At 72.0% G+C, this 17,233-nt stretch carries 15 protein-coding genes; 4 read left to right on the forward strand and 11 right to left on the reverse strand.

Features of this window, described 5'->3' with window-relative positions; genetic code table 11:
- Positions 1-42: 42 nt before the first annotated feature.
- Positions 43-822 carry an alpha/beta hydrolase gene (locus tag AB0368_RS10770; RefSeq protein WP_366153587.1) on the reverse strand — a complete coding sequence of 260 codons (780 nt, stop codon included), beginning with the start codon at positions 820-822 and terminating at the stop codon, positions 43-45.
- Positions 822-2,192, reverse strand: a complete 1,371-nt coding sequence (locus AB0368_RS10775) for an MFS transporter (RefSeq protein ID WP_366153588.1) — start codon at positions 2,190-2,192, stop codon at positions 822-824. The genes AB0368_RS10770 and AB0368_RS10775 overlap by 1 nt, the downstream gene beginning before the upstream one ends.
- A gap of 53 nt (positions 2,193-2,245) precedes the next feature.
- On the opposite strand from AB0368_RS10775, the gene AB0368_RS10780 reads away from it, so the two are divergent.
- Positions 2,246-2,656, forward strand: coding sequence for a MarR family transcriptional regulator (locus tag AB0368_RS10780; RefSeq protein WP_366153589.1), 411 nt, complete (start codon positions 2,246-2,248; stop codon positions 2,654-2,656).
- 6 nt (positions 2,657-2,662) lie between these two features.
- Here AB0368_RS10780 and AB0368_RS10785 read toward each other — a convergent pair whose 3' ends face one another.
- The 5 genes from AB0368_RS10785 to eno form a co-directional block, all read right to left on the reverse strand.
- Positions 2,663-3,568, reverse strand: a complete 906-nt coding sequence (locus tag AB0368_RS10785) for a Ppx/GppA phosphatase family protein (RefSeq protein ID WP_366153590.1) — start codon at positions 3,566-3,568, stop codon at positions 2,663-2,665.
- A 9-nt stretch (positions 3,569-3,577) separates the two neighbouring features.
- Positions 3,578-4,090, reverse strand: a complete 513-nt coding sequence (locus AB0368_RS10790; protein ID WP_366153591.1) for an amino-acid N-acetyltransferase — start codon at positions 4,088-4,090, stop codon at positions 3,578-3,580.
- A complete protein-coding gene (locus AB0368_RS10795; RefSeq protein WP_366153592.1) occupies positions 4,087-4,587 on the reverse strand; it encodes a DUF501 domain-containing protein in 501 nt (166 codons plus the stop codon). The genes AB0368_RS10790 and AB0368_RS10795 overlap by 4 nt, the downstream gene beginning before the upstream one ends.
- The gene (locus AB0368_RS10800) at positions 4,588-5,214 is read right to left on the reverse strand and encodes a septum formation initiator family protein (RefSeq protein WP_366153593.1); all 627 of its coding nucleotides are present in this window, start codon (positions 5,212-5,214) and stop codon (positions 4,588-4,590) included.
- A gap of 108 nt (positions 5,215-5,322) precedes the next feature.
- Positions 5,323-6,606, reverse strand: a complete 1,284-nt coding sequence (gene eno / locus AB0368_RS10805; protein WP_366153594.1) for a phosphopyruvate hydratase — start codon at positions 6,604-6,606, stop codon at positions 5,323-5,325.
- A 171-nt stretch (positions 6,607-6,777) separates the two neighbouring features.
- Between eno and AB0368_RS10810 the strand changes: the two genes are divergently transcribed.
- On the forward strand, positions 6,778-7,395 hold the full coding sequence (locus AB0368_RS10810; RefSeq protein WP_366153595.1) for a hypothetical protein: 618 nt from the start codon (positions 6,778-6,780) through the stop codon (positions 7,393-7,395).
- A gap of 70 nt (positions 7,396-7,465) precedes the next feature.
- Positions 7,466-8,164, forward strand: a complete 699-nt coding sequence (locus AB0368_RS10815; RefSeq protein WP_366153596.1) for a hypothetical protein — start codon at positions 7,466-7,468, stop codon at positions 8,162-8,164.
- Positions 8,165-8,189: 25 nt separating this feature from the next.
- Here the strand turns inward: AB0368_RS10815 and AB0368_RS10820 are convergent, their stop codons facing one another.
- Genes AB0368_RS10820 through mfd form a run of 4 tightly spaced genes read right to left on the reverse strand, consistent with a single transcriptional unit; the run spans position 8,190 to position 15,221 of the window.
- Positions 8,190-9,806, reverse strand: coding sequence for a DUF885 domain-containing protein (locus AB0368_RS10820; RefSeq protein ID WP_366153597.1), 1,617 nt, complete (start codon positions 9,804-9,806; stop codon positions 8,190-8,192).
- Between the two features lie 9 nt (positions 9,807-9,815).
- Positions 9,816-10,781, reverse strand: a complete 966-nt coding sequence (locus tag AB0368_RS10825; RefSeq protein WP_366153598.1) for a nucleoside triphosphate pyrophosphohydrolase — start codon at positions 10,779-10,781, stop codon at positions 9,816-9,818.
- Positions 10,781-11,569 carry a hypothetical protein gene (locus AB0368_RS10830; protein WP_366153599.1) on the reverse strand — a complete coding sequence of 263 codons (789 nt, stop codon included), beginning with the start codon at positions 11,567-11,569 and terminating at the stop codon, positions 10,781-10,783. The genes AB0368_RS10825 and AB0368_RS10830 overlap by 1 nt, the downstream gene beginning before the upstream one ends.
- Positions 11,570-11,582: 13 nt before the next feature.
- The gene (gene mfd / locus AB0368_RS10835; RefSeq protein WP_366153600.1) at positions 11,583-15,221 is read right to left on the reverse strand and encodes a transcription-repair coupling factor; all 3,639 of its coding nucleotides are present in this window, start codon (positions 15,219-15,221) and stop codon (positions 11,583-11,585) included.
- 193 nt (positions 15,222-15,414) lie between these two features.
- Here mfd and AB0368_RS10840 point away from each other — a divergent pair, with 193 nt between their 5' ends.
- Positions 15,415-17,199 carry an enoyl-CoA hydratase-related protein gene (locus tag AB0368_RS10840; RefSeq protein WP_366153601.1) on the forward strand — a complete coding sequence of 595 codons (1,785 nt, stop codon included), beginning with the start codon at positions 15,415-15,417 and terminating at the stop codon, positions 17,197-17,199.
- Positions 17,200-17,233: the final 34 nt, after the last annotated feature.

A 17,233-nucleotide genomic window follows, 5' to 3' on the forward strand; every position in this document is an offset into this window, starting at 1 on the left:
ACAGTACTGTGCGATGCGAAGTAGCGTCCAGTCGATGCGTCCTTATGCCGCTTGCGCGAAGTCCCAGACCTCCGCAAGCAGGCGCTCCGGGGACTCCAGCTGGGGCAGGTGGCCCGTCTCGGTGAGAAGGACGAACTCGGCGCCCGGGATGGCGTCGGCGTACGCGCGGCCGTAGTCCGGGTCGGCGATGCGGTCGTGGTCGCCCCAGATGACCCGGACCGGGGTGGCGACGGCGGACAGCCGCTCGTTGAGGCTCGGGTCCATCATGGACGTCTTCTCGGTGTAGGCGGTCAGGGCCGCCCGGTTGCCAGCCAGCACCGCCTGCTGCTGCGGGGTCATGGCGCCCGGGTCGATGAGGAACTTGCCGGGCTCGTAATAGCTGCGCTCGGCGATCTCCGGGAAGGTCAGCGCGAAGAAGTCGACCACCGGGTGGCCGGGCACCTCGATGCCGACGGCGTCCACCAGCGTGATGCTGCTGATCCGGGCGGTGTCGAGCAGGGCCATCTCGGCGGCGATCCAGCCGCCGATCGAGTTGCCGACGACCGCCACGTCGTCGATCCCCAGCCGGTCCAGCAGGGCGATGTACAGCTCGGCGAGTCGGCCGATCGTGGCGATCTCCTCGGGGCGCGGGGTGCCGCCGAAACCGGGGTGGGTCGGGGTGATCACGCGAGCCGGGCGCTCCGTGGCCAGCCGGTCGGCGAACCCGGTGACGGTCTGCGGACCGCCGCCGCCGTGCAGCAGGAGGAACGGGCGGCCGTCGCCGGCCTCGGTGCAGGTGAGGGATGTCGTCGTGCCGGCGATGTCGATGGTCTGGACGGGCATCATGCGGTCCTTTCGGAGGGGTCGTTGCGGTGGAGCAGAAGGAGGGCGGCCGCCGCGGCGGCCGCAAGGACAAGAGCGAGGAGTACGGCGGCGGCATGAACGGCGTCGAGGAGGTCCGCGCCGGTGCGGGTGCCGACCAGCACGCCGAGCACCGCGGGCCCGAGTGCGGCACCGAGCTGGCGCATCGCGTTGTTGCCGGCTCCGGCCATTCCGGCGAAGGAACGGGGCACGGACTGCACGGCAACCGCGGAACTGGTCGCCATGACCAGTCCACTGCCGGTGCCGAGGACGAACAGCCGCCACGCGTACGCCCCCAGGCCCGAGCCCGCGTCGACGGTGAGCAGGCTCAGGGCTCCGAGCGCGGCGGTCACCAGGCCCCCGACCAGCACCGGCCGGGAACCGAAGCGGGTCTGCAGCGCTCCCGCCGCGAGACTGCTCACCGCGTTCGCCGCGAAGAGGCAGCCGAGCCGGTTGGCGATGCCGAGCGCGTCGACGTGCCGGCCGCTGAAGGAGAGGCTCAGCACGAAGGCCCCGCCCGCCATCGCGAACAGCACCGCGGTGGCGCCGACCCCGGCAGCGGTGAAGCCGCGCGACGCGAACAGGGACGGGCGGAACAGCGGCGCCGGCGAGCGGTGTTCCACCAGCCCGAAAGCGGCCAGGCCGGCGAGCGCCACCACGAAGGCGGCCACGGTGACCGGGGAACCCCAGCCGGCGGAACCGCCGTAGATGACGGCGAAGGTCAGTGCCGCGATACCCGTCGAGCCGGCGACCTGACCGGGCACGTCGAGGCGCCGGCCGTCCGGCGCCGACGACTCGCCGGAGCGCACCAGCCCGAACACCGCGGTCGCGGCAGCCAGCGCGGCGATCGGCGCGAACGTCCACTGCCATGCGGCGTACGTGGTGGTCGCGGAGGCGATGAAGGGGCCGCCGCCGAGGCCGGCCACCACGGCCGCGGCCCACAGCGGGATGGCGCGCGGACGCACCGCGATCAGCGCCAGGGTGGCGGACATGACCATGCCACCGCCGACCCCGGCGACGGCCTGGCCCACCCACAGGAGCCGGACGGCGGACGTCGCACCGGCCACCACGTCGAGCACCGCGCCGGCGACCGTCAGGGCCAGTCCGAGCAGGGCGATCCGGCGGCGGCCGAACAGATCCCCCAGCACGCCGGCGGAGAGGACGGTGGCACCGAGGGCGACGGCGAAGGCATCGGTGACCCACTGAAGATCCGGTGTCTCCGCACCCGTCGTCGCGGCGATCGTGCCGAGCGCCCCGTTGGCGGCGCTGAACGGCAGGTAGGAGATCAGCATGGCCAGGCAGGCGAACCCCACGGTGGCCGCCGATATCGGACGTTCTCGATCCCCAGGCATGTCAGCAACCTTAGATCAGTATGCTGATATAAGCAACCTGGTAATGTGGCGGCATGCCTCGAGACGTCGGTGAGATCGGTTTGTCCGTGAAGCGCCTGCAGATGCGCCACCACCGCGGCATCAATGAGCGGCTCGCCCCGCTGGGCATCTCGATCGTGCAGTGGGACGCGCTGCGGCACCTGCACGAGAACCCCGAGGCCTCGCTGCACGACCTCGCGCAGCTCACCTTCCAGCGCGACCAGTCGTTCGGCACGCTGGCCAACCGCATGATCGAGCGGGGCCTCATCGAGCGGGTGCCGGGTCCCGGCCGCGCCGTGCGACACCGCCTCACGGAGAAGGGCGACGACCTGCGACAACGCGGGACCGAGCTGGTCCGGTCCGCGTTGATCGACTCGTTCTCGGGGCTTTCCGACGAGGAGCTGCAGACCTTCGGCGACCTGCTCGCCCGCCTCCTCGCCCGATAGGGAGCATCAGGCCAGGGAGAAGGCGATCCCGTCGAGGATGTCGTGCTCGCTGGCGACCACCGACGCCTTGCCCGCACGTTCCATGATGACCCGCAGGATCAGCGCCCCGGCGCCGATCACGTCCGCCCGGCCCGGGTGCATCACCGGCAGGTCGAGCCGGTCCGCCACCGTCGAGCCCAGCAGGTCGGTGGTCACCTTGGCCACGTCGTCGTACGGGATGCGGGCGTGGTGGATGCGGGCGGCGTCGTACTCGGGCAGCCGCAGGGCCAGCGCCGCGACCGTGGTCACCGAGCCGGCCAGCCCGACGAGGGTCATCGCGCCGTGGCCCGAGACCTTGCGCAGCGCGTTGTCGACGACCTTGGTGATGGCGCGCTCCGCCGCCGCCACCTCCGCCGGGGTGGGCGGGTCGCCGTGCAGGTGGCGCTCGGTCATGCGAACGCAGCCGATGTCCACGGAAACGGCCGCGTCGACCCGCTCGAAGCCCACTACGAACTCCGTCGAGCCGCCGCCGATGTCGAGGACCAGGTACGGCGGTTCCGCGTTGAGCCCGTGCAGCGCCCCGGCGAACGACAGCCGCGCCTCCTGGTCCCCCGTGATCACCTCGGGGTCGACGCCGAGCACCGAGCGGACCATCCCGCGGAAGTCCTCGGCGTTGGACGCGTCCCGCGAGGCCGAGGTGGCGCACATGCGGACCCGGGAGACACCGAGTTCGGCGATCTCCGCCGCGTACCCGACAAGGGCCTTGCGGGTGCGCTCGATCGCCTCCGGGTTCAGCCGGCCGGTGCTGTCGACGCCCTCGCCGAGCCGGACGATCTCCATCCGCCGGGCGACCTCGGTCAGTGAGCCGCCGGCCACGTCGGCGATCAGCAGGCGGACCGAGTTGGTGCCACAGTCGATGGCGGCGACTCTCACACTGGACTCCTATAGATGCAGCAACATCCTCTTGTTGCCGAGAGTATTCGGCTTCACCCGTTCGAGGTCGAGGAACTCCGCAACACCCTCGTCGTACGAGCGCAGCAGCTGCTCGTAGACCGCGTGCGGCACCGGGGCACCGTCGATCTCGGTGAAGCCGAAGAAGCCGAAGAAGCGGGTCTCGAAGGTCAGGCAGAAGACCCGGGCCACGCCCAGCTCACGCGCGACGCCGAGCAGCTCGGTGACGAGGCGGTGGCCGATCTTCTGGCCGCGGTAGGCGGGGTCGACGGCGACCGTACGGATCTCCGCCAGGTCCTCCCACATCACGTGCAGGGCGCCGCACCCGACGACCCGGTCCTGGCCGGTGTCCACCGCGACCCAGAACTCCTGGACGCTCTCGTACAGCGTGACGGTGGCCTTGCTGAGCAGCCGCCGGTCCGCCGTGTACGTGTCCACGAGCGCGCGGATGGCCTTCACGTCGGTCGTACGGGCGCGGCGGATCTCGACCGGCACCGGCGTCACCGGGCCTCCGGGTCCACGCAGGGCCCGCCGGCCCACCACGGCTCGACCGCCGCGCGTACCTCGTCGCCGAACGGATTGACGCCGGGACCGGCCGCGAGCGCGTGCCCGAGGTGGACGTGCAGGCACTTGACCCGGTCGGGCATGCCGCCGGCGGAGACCTTCTCGATCTCCGGCACCTGCTGCACCGCCTCGCGACGGGCGAGGTAGTCCTCGTGCGCGGCCTGGTAGCGCTTCGCCAGCTCGGGATCGGTGCTGAGCCGGTCCTGCATGTCGCGCATGACCCCGGCGGACTCCAGGCGGCTGCAAGCCGCCGTGGCCCGCGGGCAGGTCAGGTAGTACATCGTCGGGAACGGGGTGCCGTCGTCCAGGCGGGGCTCGGTCTCCACCACGTCGGGATTGCCGCAGGGGCAACGGTGCGCGACGGCGCGGGTGCCGCGGGGGCGGCGGCCGAGCTGCTCGGCGACGATCTCGAGATCGGTTTCGGAAGGAGTCGTCATTTACTTTCGGGATTCTGCGTTGGCGGCGGCGACGCTTCCCCACAGTGTGTCGTACCACCGGTCGGGAGCGGCGGCCGCGGTGCCTTGGCCCGCGTCCCGGGCGGCACCGGCAGGGTCGTTCAGCACCAGCAGCGGCACCTCGCCCGGCTTGACGTAGAAGAGCCGGTCACGGGCCTGGATGCGGACGTACTCCGGGTCCTTCCACTTCTCGACCTCCTCCTCCAAACCCTTGATCCGCGCCTGCTGCGCAGCCTGGTCGGCCTGCATCTGGGCGATCTGGGACTCCTGGGCGAGGTAGACGCGCACCGGATACGTGTACGCGAGGGCCAGCGCGACCAGCACGACGATGAGGACGGTGGCGCGCCCGGTGAAGGCCTTGGGTCGCGTCGCGACCGTGCGTTTGGTGGCTCCGGAGGCGGCGGCACGCCGAGCGGCCGCGGGCCTGCTGCCGGAGCGGTTGATGCTGCCGGTGGTCCGGGCGGTGGGAATTCGTCGCGGCTCGATGCGCGTCGCCCCGGTGTCCCGGGTACGGGTGGGCCGGGCCCCGCTGCGGAGCCCCGGACGCCCCGCGTGGCCGGTGGGGCGGCGGGACGGCCCCTGCCCACTCGGTGTGCGGCGCTGCGTCATCCCTGCCCTCCCCCGGCACTCGCCAAGACCATGGAGTTGCGGCACCTGCTCCAGGACACTATGCCCACGGAACGCGGAGCCACAACTCCATGATCTGTCGACGGAGCGTTACGCGGTGCGGTAACGCGGGAACGCGCCCGCCCCGGCGTAGCGGGCGGCGTCGCCCAGCTCCTCCTCGATGCGCAGGAGCTGGTTGTACTTCGCGACCCGGTCGGAACGGGCCGGCGCGCCGGTCTTGATCTGACCGCTGCCGACGGCCACGGCCAGGTCGGCGATGGTGACGTCCTCGGTCTCGCCGGAGCGGTGGCTCATCATCGTCTTGAAGCCGGCCCGGTGCGCCATGTCCACGGCGTCCAGGGTCTCGGTCAGCGAGCCGATCTGGTTGACCTTGACGAGGACCGCGTTGGCGGCGCCCTCGGCGATGCCCCGGCCGATGCGCGTGGGGTTCGTCACGAACAGGTCGTCACCGACGATCTGCACCTTGTTGCCGATCTGCGAGGTGAGCGCGGTCCAGCCGGCCCAGTCCTCCTCGTCGAGCGGGTCCTCGATGGAGACGATCGGGTACGTCTCGGCGAGCTTGGCGTAGTAGTTGATCATCTCGTCGGTCGACTTCGGCGAGCCCTCGAAGACGTACGCGCCGTCCTTGTGGAACTCGGTGGCCGCGACGTCCATGGCCAGCACGATGTCGGTGCCCAGGGCGAAGCCGGCGGCCTGCACGGCCTCGGCGATCAGGTCCAGCGCGGCGGCGTTGGTCGGCAGGCTCGGCGCGAAGCCGCCCTCGTCGCCCAGGCCGGTCGAGAGGCCCTTCTTCTTCAGCACGGACTTCAGCGCGTGGTAGACCTCCGCGCCGGTGCGCAGCGCCTCGCGGAACGAGGCCGCGCCGATCGGAGCGATCATGAACTCCTGCACGTCGACGTTCGAGTCGGCATGCGCGCCACCGTTGAGGATGTTCATCATGGGCACCGGCAGCACGTGCGCGTTCGGGCCGCCGAGGTAGCGGAACAGCGGCAGCTCGGCACTCTGCGCGGCGGCCTTGGCCACGGCGAGGGAGACACCCAGGATCGCGTTCGCGCCCAGCTCGGACTTGTCGGCACTGCCGTCGATGTCGAGCATCTTCGTGTCGATGAGGCGCTGCTCGCTGGCCTCGTACCCGATCAGCTCGTCGGCGATCTTGTCCTCGACGTTGCTGACCGCCTTCTCGACGCCCTTGCCGAGGTAGCGGCCCTTGTCGCCGTCGCGCAGCTCGATCGCCTCGAACGCGCCGGTCGACGCGCCCGACGGGACCGCGGCGCGGCCGATCGTGCCGTCGTCCAGCCCGACCTCGACCTCGACGGTCGGGTTGCCCCGCGAGTCGAGGATCTCCCGGGCGACGATCGCTTCAATGGTGGCCATCAGTCGTGGCTCCTCAGTTGTTCGTACGGATGGATTCCTCAGACCGCGACCCTGCGGCCGACCACGACCCTGAGGGTATCGAGCCGGGATGGTGGCCGTGGCGGCGGCCGGTGAACTTCGGCGGCCACTTGCCTCAGGCCGGCGGCGCCACTGCCGATCACCGGAGTTGCCATGACTACTCCCGCGCACCTCCCCGATGCCGGCTCGTACGTGGAGATGACCGCCACCGACGAGCAGGCCGCCCGCGTCCGCGTGATCCACGCAGAGGACGAGGCGCTGACCCTGTCCGCACCGCTGGCGGCCGTCCCCCACGTGGGCGACGAGATCACTTTGCGCTGGTCGGCCGCCCCGCGAGGCAGGTACTCCCTGCCCTGCGCCGTGGTCGGCATCCAGGAGAACCAGGTGGAAGTGCGCGCGGCCGGCGAGGCGTCGGTCGAACAGCACCGCCATTTCGTCCGGGGAGGCGGTGGCGAGCAGGTCATCATGCGCCGTACCGGCTGGAAGGACGCCCACGGCTGGATCCGCGACATCAGCGAGGGAAGCGTGCGCGCCCACTTCGAGGGCACGAACGTGACCGCGGGCGAGGAGCTGCAGCTCTGGATCCAGCTCGGCACCGAGATCGTGGACATCCCGGCAGTGGCATGCCGCGTGGCGATGCTGCCCCAGCAGGTCCCGCCGGGCCCGATGTCGGTGGAGATCGTCGCCATCTTCGACACCGAGGAGTCCCTGGCGCGGATCATCCGCCGGTACGTGATGCGCCAGCAGTTGCTCAGCCGCTCGCGGACCTGATCCAAACGCTCTCCGCAACCGTCTGATTACCGGTTTGCGCCGGGTTGCACCGATCGGCGAAGGTGGGCACGTGCTCGCGCCCAAGTCCCGCCTTCGCCTCGCGGCGGCCGCCCTCCTGCTCGCCACCGCGGCGGGCTGCTCGGACCTGGACGAGACGCCGGCGCAGGGCCTGAGCCGCACCGACCTGGTCGCGGACCTGGCCTCCCAGCTCACCGGCGCGGCCGGCCGCACCTACGAGGCGACCTACCAGCTCTCCGGCGGCGAAACGGCGACCATCGCCCAGACCCAGAAACCGTCCCGCTCCGCGTACGTCTACCCGGGCGGCAAGCTCCTCGTCACGGCCGACGCCACGACCGAATGCCGCACCGCGGCGAAGCCGGTCACCTGCACGATGACGACCCCGGCCACCCCCACCAGCCCGCCCCCGCCGGCTGTCTTCCGCGGCGCCGACGCCACCGGCATGGTGACCCCCGCCACGGTGCTGACGCTGCTCAACCGGGCGGTCCTGGACACGGACGTCGAGGTCGACCAGCACGACACGACCATCGCGGGCCGGCACGCGACGTGCCTCGATCTGAAAGGCGTGGACGGCGCCGCGGCTCGAGACTTCGGCACGTGCATCACCAACGAAGGGGTGCTGGGGAGCTTCAGCGGGGTGCTCAACCAGACCCGCGTCGAGGTGGCGATGACCCACTACGCGGACAAGGTCGCGGACGACGTCTTCGAGCTCCCCCGGGCCGCCAAGCTGATCGACCGCCGAGCGCCCTGATCGCCCTGAGCGCCCTGGGCGCCTGTCAGACGCCGAGGAGGAAGCGCAGGTGGCGCGGGGGCGGGGAGCCGTGCGCCAGCATCGCGTCGTGCCAGGCCTTGGGCGTTGCTCCGAAGGGGCGGGCTGCCGCGATCGCCGACACCTCGGTGTAGCCCACGAAGTACGTCGACAGCTGCGTCGAGGTCAGCAGCGCCCGCTTCCACTTGCCCGCCGCCTCGCCCCCTTCCTGGAAGCCCTGGGCGGTCAGCATGTGCATGGCTTCCCGCTCCGGCAGGTCCTCGCAGTGCACGAGCTGGTCGATCACCGCGTTCAGGCTCATCCGGAGCTGCATCTTCAGCTGCTGGAGGCGAACCGGCAGGCCGCCGAAGCCCAGGCCGGCCATCAGCTCCTCGGAATACACCGCCCAGCCCTCCACGAACGGGCCGGAGAATCCCAGCGCCCGGACGCGGGTGGCGGCGCGGAACCGGCGGGAGTGGGCGAGCTGGAGGAAGTGGCCCGGCATGGCCTCGTGCACCGTCAGGTTGCGGAGCATGTGGTCGTTGTATTCGCGGTAGAAGGACTCGACCCGCTCGGGCGGCCAGTCGGATGGGGCCGGCGCGATGCAGTAGAACGTCGGGACCTCCGCCGTCTCCAGCGGGCCCGGCGGGTCGCAGTAGGCGACCGCCACGCCGCGGGCGAACTCCGGCATCTCCTCGATGAGGCAGGGGTCGTCGATCAGCGTCATCAGGTGGTGCTCGCGGACGAAGTCGGTGGCCTCGGACATGGTGATCTTGGCCAGGTCGACGATCGTCGCGTCGTCGGGGTGCTGGGCCGCCAGGGTGTCGAGGGCGCGGCGGACGGTCTCGTCGGTGGCCGGGCCGCCGACCAGCTCCGCGGCCGCCTCGCGGAGCTGCGCGCCGACGTCGTCGAGATTCTGCCGGGCGCGGGAGAGGATCTCGCCGGCGGGGAGTTCGGTGTCGAGGGTGTGCCACAGCCGCGCCTCCCAGAGCGGGCGGCCCAGGCGCGGGTCCCGGCCCGGCTCGCCGCTCTCCAGGCGGGCTCCGAGCCAGCCGTCGAACTCGGCGAGCGCGTCCAGGGCGGCGGCCGCGACCGGCTCGATCGCGGGTCGCAGGCCGGGTGCCTCGGCGAGCAGGCCGGGCAGCTCGCCGCGGATCAGCGCCGCCGCGCCCGCGAACTGCCCGGCCGCGATCTCGGCGTGCAGGCGGGGCACGTCGCGCAGGACCGCGCGGGCCGTGGCGAGCGCGTCGGGTACGGCGGAGAGCCGGCCGCCGAGGGCCGTGAGCCGTTCCTCGACGGGGGCGAACGGGCGGGCGATGAGGGCGTGCAGCAGCGGGCCGGGGTTGTGGGCCAGCGGGTTCCACTCGTGCTCGCGCACGTCGGTCAGCTCGAAGACGCCCCGTTCGACCACCGCGGTGAGGATGGCGTGGTCGACCTGATCCTGCGGGTCGAAGGTGTCCGGGTCGATGCCGGCCAGGGCATCGGCGGCGTCGCGGAGCATGGTGACGCGCTCGGCGACGGCTCCGGACGAGTGGTCGGGCAGCCGGTCGTCGTAGCGGTGATCCCCGGCGTAGGAGGCCAGGACGGGGTCACTGTCGAGGATGGCGTCGACGATGCGCTCGGCGAGCGGCACGAACTCCGGCATGGAGCGAATCTACTCGGCGGGTCCGACACTTTCCCGCGTCCGAACGAGGTCGGCGTAGCCCAGCGCGGCCTGCCGCAGCAGGGCCTCGGGGTCGAGGCCGTCCTCCCGGGCCCGGGCCACCAGCCGCAGCAGCGTGGCGCCCAGGTCGGCGCCGTCGGGCAACGGCACGTCCAGACCGGCACGGCTCGCCCGCTGCAGGACCTTGGCGGCGAGGGACAGGGCGGGCTGGCTCAGCGCGATGCCGTCGAGGACGGAGTCGCGCGCCTTCTCCTGCTTCTTGATCCGTTCCCAGTTGTCGATGATGGCCTCGACGCCGTCGACCGCCTCGCCGGCGAAGACGTGCGGGTTGCGGCGCACCATCTTGTCCACCAAGCCGCCGGCCACGTCGTCCACGCTCCAGCGCTCGTCCTCGGGCAGCTCCTCCGCGAGCCGGGCGTGCAGGACGACCTGGAGCAGCACGTCGCCCAGCTCCTCGCGGAGCGCGGCAAGGTCGTGCGAGACGATCGCGTCGTACGCCTCGTAGCTCTCCTCCAGCAGGTACGGCGCCAGACTCTCGTGCGTCTGCTGCCGCTTCCACGGGTCGCCGCCGGGCGCGGCGAGCCGGTCCATGACCGCGACCGCGTCGAGCAACCGGGCGCCCGGCGGGTCCCAGGAGCCGTAGCAGAGCTCGAGCTCGGCGAGGGAGGGCTCGCGCGCCAGCCGCAGCCCCAGCCGCCGGGCGAAGTCCTCGTCACCGGCCGCGCCGGCGAGCCAGACGACCGTGGAATGCGTGGCGAGGGCGGCGATCAGCAGCTCGGGGTCCGGCTCGACGACCGTGACGGTGACCCCCGCGGCGTGCAGGGCCGTGGCCTGGTCGCTGCCGGCCTCGGCGAACACGGGCCAGGCCCGGACGAGGTCCCAGGCGGCCGCCGTGAGCAGTCCGGCCGGCAGCCTCGGCGAGGTGACCAGCAGGACGATCCGGGCGGCCTCCGGCATCAGGAAACGGTGGTCACGGCGGAGACGTCCGTGACGTACGGGTCCCCGGCGCCGTTTCCGGCCAGCGTCAGCACCACCAGCGGCACGTCGTTGCCGTCCTGCGACTGCGCCGAGAGGAGAGCGACCTGCTGGGCGCCGTACCGGGGGTTGAGCTTGACGTGGTCCTTCTCGACGGTCTTCTCCAGCTCGGTGCGCATCGCCACGTACGACTGCAGCAGCGCCTTGTTCTGCTCCGACAGAGTGCTCTTGAACTGGTCGAACGTGGTGCTCGGGTCGGCGGCACCGCCCTTGATCAGCCGCTGGTGGACGTCGCGCAGGTCGGCGTCGGTGAGCTCCGCCGGGGCCATCGCGCCCTGCAGGGCCGTACGCAGGCGGTAGGTCTCCGCGTAGAGCTGCGTGTACTCCCACTGGGGCGAGAAGTTGCGGGCCTGGGCCACCTGCTCGACCGTCGGGGAGCCGGCCGGCTGCACGCCGTGCGCCTGCGCCGACTTGCGCAGGAGGTCCACGCTCAGCAGCGTGTTGAGGACGTCCCGCTGCTTGATCGGCATAGTCAGTGGCGGCAGCGGCTCGGCCGAGGCACCGTTCGCCTCGCCCTGCTGCTGCGCCTTGTCCCGCGCGGCGGTCAGCTCGTCGCGCACCTGGTCGTAGATCCCCTGGATCCGCGCCTCGGTGATCGTCCCGCCCGCGATGTACGCGGCCACGTCCGGCGACTGCTGACAGGCGGTCAGGCCGGTGACGGCGAGGACGGCGACGACGGCGGTGGATGCGAGTCGGCGGGCACGCTGCATGGTCAAGACTCTCTCACGCTCCGGATGTGACTCCCGACACCGGGGCCGGAATATCACCCAATACGTCCTTGAGCAGCTGCGTGCACCACTGCAGCAGCGCCTGGTCGCGCAGCGGCTCGCCGCCGATCCGGCGGGTGCTCGGGCGCGGCACGCTGACCTGGTCGTTCGCCGGCTTGTAGACGGAGTCGGGGTGGTAGCGCTTGAGCCGCATCTGCTTGGAGTCGGGCAGCGGCAGCGGCGAGAAGCGCAGGTGCTTGCCCTGCACCGAGACGTCGGTGAGGCCGTACGCCCGGGCCACCTGCCGGAACCGGGCGACCGCGATGAGGTTGGCGACCGGCTCCGACGGCGTGCCGTACCGGTCGGTCATCTCGGCGACCACCTCGTCGAGGCGGGCGTCGTCGCGGGCCTCGGCCAGCTTCCGATACATCTCCAGGCGCAGCCGCTCGACGGCGATGTAATCGGTCGGCAGGTGCGCGTCGATCGGCAGGTCGACCTTGACCTCCGGCTCCTCCTCGGGCCGCTCGCCCTTGAAGGCCTGCACCGCCTCGCCGACCATGCGGACGTACAGGTCGAAACCGACGCCCTCGATGTGGCCGGACTGTTCCCCGCCGAGCAGGTTGCCCGCGCCGCGGATCTCGAGGTCCTTCATCGCCACGTACATGCCGGCGCCGAGCTCGGTGTGCTGGGCGATGGTGGCGAGCCGCTCGTGGGCCTGCTCGGTCAGCGGCTTCTCGCGCGGGTAGAGGAAGTACGCGTACGCGCGCTCCCGGCCCCGGCCGACCCGGCCGCGGATCTGGTGCAGCTGGGCGAGGCCGAGCAGGTCTGCCCGCTCGACGATGAGCGTGTTGGCGTTCGGGATGTCGATGCCGGACTCGACGATGGTCGTGCAGACGAGGACGTCGAACTCCTTCTCCCAGAAGCCGATCATCACCTTCTCGAGCTGTTCCTCGCTCATCTGCCCGTGCGCCACCGCGACCCTGGCCTCGGGCACCAGCTCGCGCAGCTTGCGGGCGGCGCGGTCGATGGACTCGACCCGGTTGTGCAGGTAGAAGACCTGGCCGTCGCGCAGCAGCTCGCGGTGGATCGAGGCGGCGACCTGCTTGTCGTCCTGCGCCCCGACGAACGTGAGCACCGGGTGCCGCTCCTCCGGCGGGGTGGCGATGGTGGACATCTCGCGGATGCCGGTGATCGCCATCTCCAGGGTGCGCGGGATCGGCGTGGCGGACATCGTCAGCACGTCGACGGAGGCACGCAGGGCCTTGAGCTGCTCCTTGTGCTCGACGCCGAAGCGCTGCTCCTCGTCGACGATGATCAGGCCGAGGTTCTTGAACCTGGTCGAGTTGGCCAGCAGGCGGTGGGTGCCGATGACGATGTCCGCGGTGCCGTCGGCGGCCTGCTCCAGCGCCAGCGCCGCCTCCTTGGGCGTCTGGAACCGGGAGAGCTGCTTGAGGTTGAGCGGGAACTGGCTCATCCGCTCGGCGAACGTGTTGTAGTGCTGCTGGACGAGCAGCGTGGTGGGCACCAGGATGGCCACCTGCTTGCCGTCCTGGACCGCCTTGAACGCGGCCCGCACCGCGATCTCGGTCTTGCCGTAGCCGACGTCGCCGCAGATCAGGCGGTCCATCGGTACGGCCAGCTCCATGTCGTGCTTGACCTCTTGGATCGCCGCCAGCTGGTCCGGGGTCTCCGTGTACGGGAACGCGTCCTCGAGCTCGCGCTGCCACGGCGTGTCCGGGCCGAACGCGTGCCCCTTGGACGACTGGCGCGCGGCGTACAGCTGGATGAGCTGGGCCGCGATCTCGCGGACGGCCTTGCGGGCCCGGGCCTTGCTCTTCTGCCAGTCGGAGCCGCCCATCTTGTGCAGCGACGGTGACTCGCCGCCGACGTAGCGGGAGAGCTGGTCGAGCTGGTCGGTGGGTACGAAGAGCCGGTCGCCGGGCTGTCCCCGCTTGCTGGGGGCGTACTCGATGACCATGTATTCGCGGTCGGCGCCGTTGACCGTGCGCTGCACCAGCTCGACGTAGCGGCCGATGCCGTGCTGCTCGTGCACGACGAAGTCGCCGGGCTTGAGCTCCAGCGGGTCGATCGTGTTGCGCCGCCGGCTCGGCATCTTGCGCATGTCCTTGGTGGACGCGCCGCGACCGCCGCTGATGTCGTTGCCGGTGATGACGGCGAGCTTGGAGCCGTCGTCGACGAAGCCGTGGTTGAGGCCACCGCAGGTGACCAGCAGCTGTCCGGGCTCGACCGCTCCGTCGATCGAGTCGACCGGGGTGACGCCGAGGCCGGCGTCGCGCAGCAGTTCGGTGGCGCGCTGGGCGGTGCCGTGGCCCTCGAAGACCAGCGCGATGGCCCACCGGTCGGCGGCCCACCGCTGGAGGTCGGCGGCGAGGCGCGCGGTGTCGCCGTGGTAGAGCGGCACGGGCTGCGCCTTGAGCGAGACGGCGTCGCCGGTGTCGGGGCTCACCTCCACCGACGGTGTCTCGAGCCAGGGCAGGTCGGCGGCGGGCTGCTCGTCCGCGTCGGCCAGGCCGAACGGCGAGATCGTCCACCACGGCTGGCGCAGCGTCGCGGCGTGGGCCCGGACGTCGGCCAGGGTCCGGAAGGCGGCCGCGCCGACGTCGATCGGCGCCTGCCCGCCCACCGCCGCCGCGGCCCAGCTGGCCTCGAGGAACTCGTCGGACGTACGGGTGAGGTCATGCGCCCGGGTCCGGATCCGCTCGGGGTCGCAGAGCAGCACGTGGGTGCCGGCCGGCATGCAGTCGATCAGCAGTTCCATGCTGTCCGTGCCCTGCAGCAGCGCGGGGGCCAGCGACTCCATGCCCTCGACGGGGATGCCCTCGGCCAGCTTGTCGAGGATCTCGGCCAGCTCGGGATGCTGCGCCGCCAGCTCGGCCGCGCGGGCCCGCACCTGCGGGGTCAGCAGCAGCTCCCGGCAGGGTGGCGCCCAGAGGCGTTCGGCGGGGTCGATGGTGCGCTGGTCGGCGACGGCGAAGGTACGGATCTCCTCCACCTCGTCGCCCCAGAACTCCACGCGGGACGGATGCTCGTCGGTGGGCGGGAAGACGTCGAGGATGCCGCCGCGCACCGCGAACTCCCCGCGCTTGGTGACCAGGTCGACGCGGGCGTACGCCATGTCGGAGAGCCGGCGCGCGACCTGCTCGAGCTCGGCCTCTCCCCCGGGCCGCAGCTCGACCGGCTCGAGGTCGCCCAGGCCCTTGAGCTGCGGCTGGAGCAGCGACCGGACGGGCGCGACGATGACCTGCAGCGGGCTGTCCCCGGCCGCCGCGGGGTGGGCGAGCCGGCGCAGGACGGCGAGGCGCCGCCCGACCGTGTCGGAGCGAGGCGAGAGGCGCTCGTGCGGCAGCGTCTCCCAGGACGGGTAGACGGCGACCCGGTCGGCGGAGATCAGGCAGCCGAGGGCGTCGGCGAGATCGTCGGCCTCCCGGCTGGTCGCGGTGACGGCGAGCACGGGACGGTCGGCGCCGCCGATCTCGGCCGGTCCGGCGACCGCGGAGACGACGAACGGGCGCAGCGAGGCCGGTGCGGTCAGGTCGAGCGCGTCGGAGTCGACCCCGCCCTTGCGGGCCAGGTCGCGGGCCCGCGCCAGCCCGCGGTCACGCAGGGCGGCCGGGACGAGGCCACTGAGTTGCATGGAAAAGACTCTCCCGAAGGCACATCGAAAAACCCCGACGCCAGTTGGACGGGGGGTATGCCCCCACCTTAGTCCGCCACCCGGCGTCCCCGGGTGTGACGGACCACTACCGGACAACATGTCCGACACGGTGGCAAATCGGTAGTCAACACTGCCCGTTTGTCTGGGGGCAAAGGTTGTCTGGGGAGGCAATGTGCGGATTCTTCTATTGGTGTCGGCGTTCAACGGGCTCAGTCAGCGGGTGTGGTGCGCCCTACGCGAGGCCGGCCATGACGTCGGGGTCCTGCTAGCGACCGGTTCGCAGGACATCATCGAGGGAGTCCGCGCCGCCCGGCCGGAGCTGATCCTGTGCCCGTTCCTCAAGGAACGCGTGCCCGCGCAGGTCTGGCAACAGATCCGCACCGTGATCCTGCACCCCGGCCCGCTCGGCGACCGCGGGCCGTCCTCGCTCGACTGGGCGATCACCGAGGGGGCGCCGACCTGGGGCGTCACCGCCCTCCAGGCGGTCGAGGAGATGGACGCCGGCCCGATCTGGGCGACCCGGACGTTCCCGATGCCGCCCGCGCCCCGCAAGTCCTCGCTCTACAACGGCCCGGTCGCCGACGCGGCGCTGGAGTGCGCCTTCGAGGTCGTGGCCAAGGCCGCCGACCCGGCGTTCCGGCCCACCGCCGCCGCCGAGCTGACCGTCGAGGTGCAGGGCGCCCGGCCACGGCCGGCCATGAAGCAGGCCGACCGCGCCTTCGACTGGTCGGCCCCGACGGACCACATCGTCCGGCGGATCCGGGCCGCGGACGGCGCTCCTGGCGTACGGACACAGCTGGCCGAGCTGGAGGTCTTCGCGTACGACGTGCACCCGGGGCTGACCCGCGGTATCCGGCCGGGCACGATCGCCGCCCGGAGGCAGGGCGCCGTGCTCGTCGGTACGGGCGACGGCAGCGTCTGGCTGGGCCACCTGCGCGACGGGTCCGAGCCGGGCCGGTTCAAGCTGCCCGCCACCACGCTGCTCGGCAAGCGGCTGAGTGGCGTACCGCAGTCGCCGCTGCCCGCCGGGATCGAGCCGGAGGCGCCGTCGTACCGGCAGATCCGCTACCGGCGCACCGGGGCGGTCGGCTGGCTGGCGTTCGACTTCTACAACGGCGCGATGTCCACCGGGCACTGCCGGCGGTTGCTCGCCGCCCTGCGGCACGCCGCCGCCCAGGACACCCGGGCGCTCGTGCTGCGCGGGGGCACCGACGCCTTCAGCAACGGCATCCACCTCAACGTCATCGAGGCGGCCACCGACCCCGCCGGCTCGGCGTGGGCCAACATCCGGGCCATCAACGAGGTCTGCACCGAGCTCATCCGCTGCACCCGGCAGGTCGTCGTGGCGGCGTACGCGGGCAGCGCCGGAGCCGGTGGCGCCATGCTCGGCCTCGGGGCGGACGTCGTGGCCGCCCGCGACGGCGTGGTGCTGAACCCGTACTACGACATGGGCCTGTACGGCTCCGAGCTGCACACCTACACGCTGCCGCGGCGCGTCGGCGCGGAGACCGCCCAGCGCCTCATCGACGACAAGCTGCCGGTCAGCGCCCAGCAGGCCCGGTCGCTGGGGCTGGTCGACGAGGTCGGGCCGCGGCACCCCGAGGCGTACGCCGAGTGGCTGACCGCGCTGGCCGCCAAGTGCGCCGACGCCCGTACGGCCCGCAAGCTCCGGGCGGACAAGTCCCGGCGGCTCGCCGGCGAACGGGTGCCGCTCGACGTCTACGAGTCGCGGGAGCTCGCGGAGATGAGCAGCGACATGTTCGGCGACCGCTCCGGTTTCGCCGCCGCCCGCCACGCGTTCGTCACCAAGGCGAAGGCCACGACCACCCCCGCCCGCCTGCTGCCGGCCGGGGTGAAGGACGCGGCCCGTCCGCGTCAGATCGGCCGGGTGCGCAACGCCACCCCGATGGCCGATACACCCGTGCGGGTCCGGTCGGCCATACCGCTGTCCGCCTGACGGTCCACACCAGACGAGGCACGGCGGTGTTCCG

Origin of the sequence: Actinoplanes sp. NPDC051475, assembly GCF_040689425.1 — a bacterium.
Lineage (GTDB): Bacteria > Actinomycetota > Actinomycetes > Mycobacteriales > Micromonosporaceae > Actinoplanes.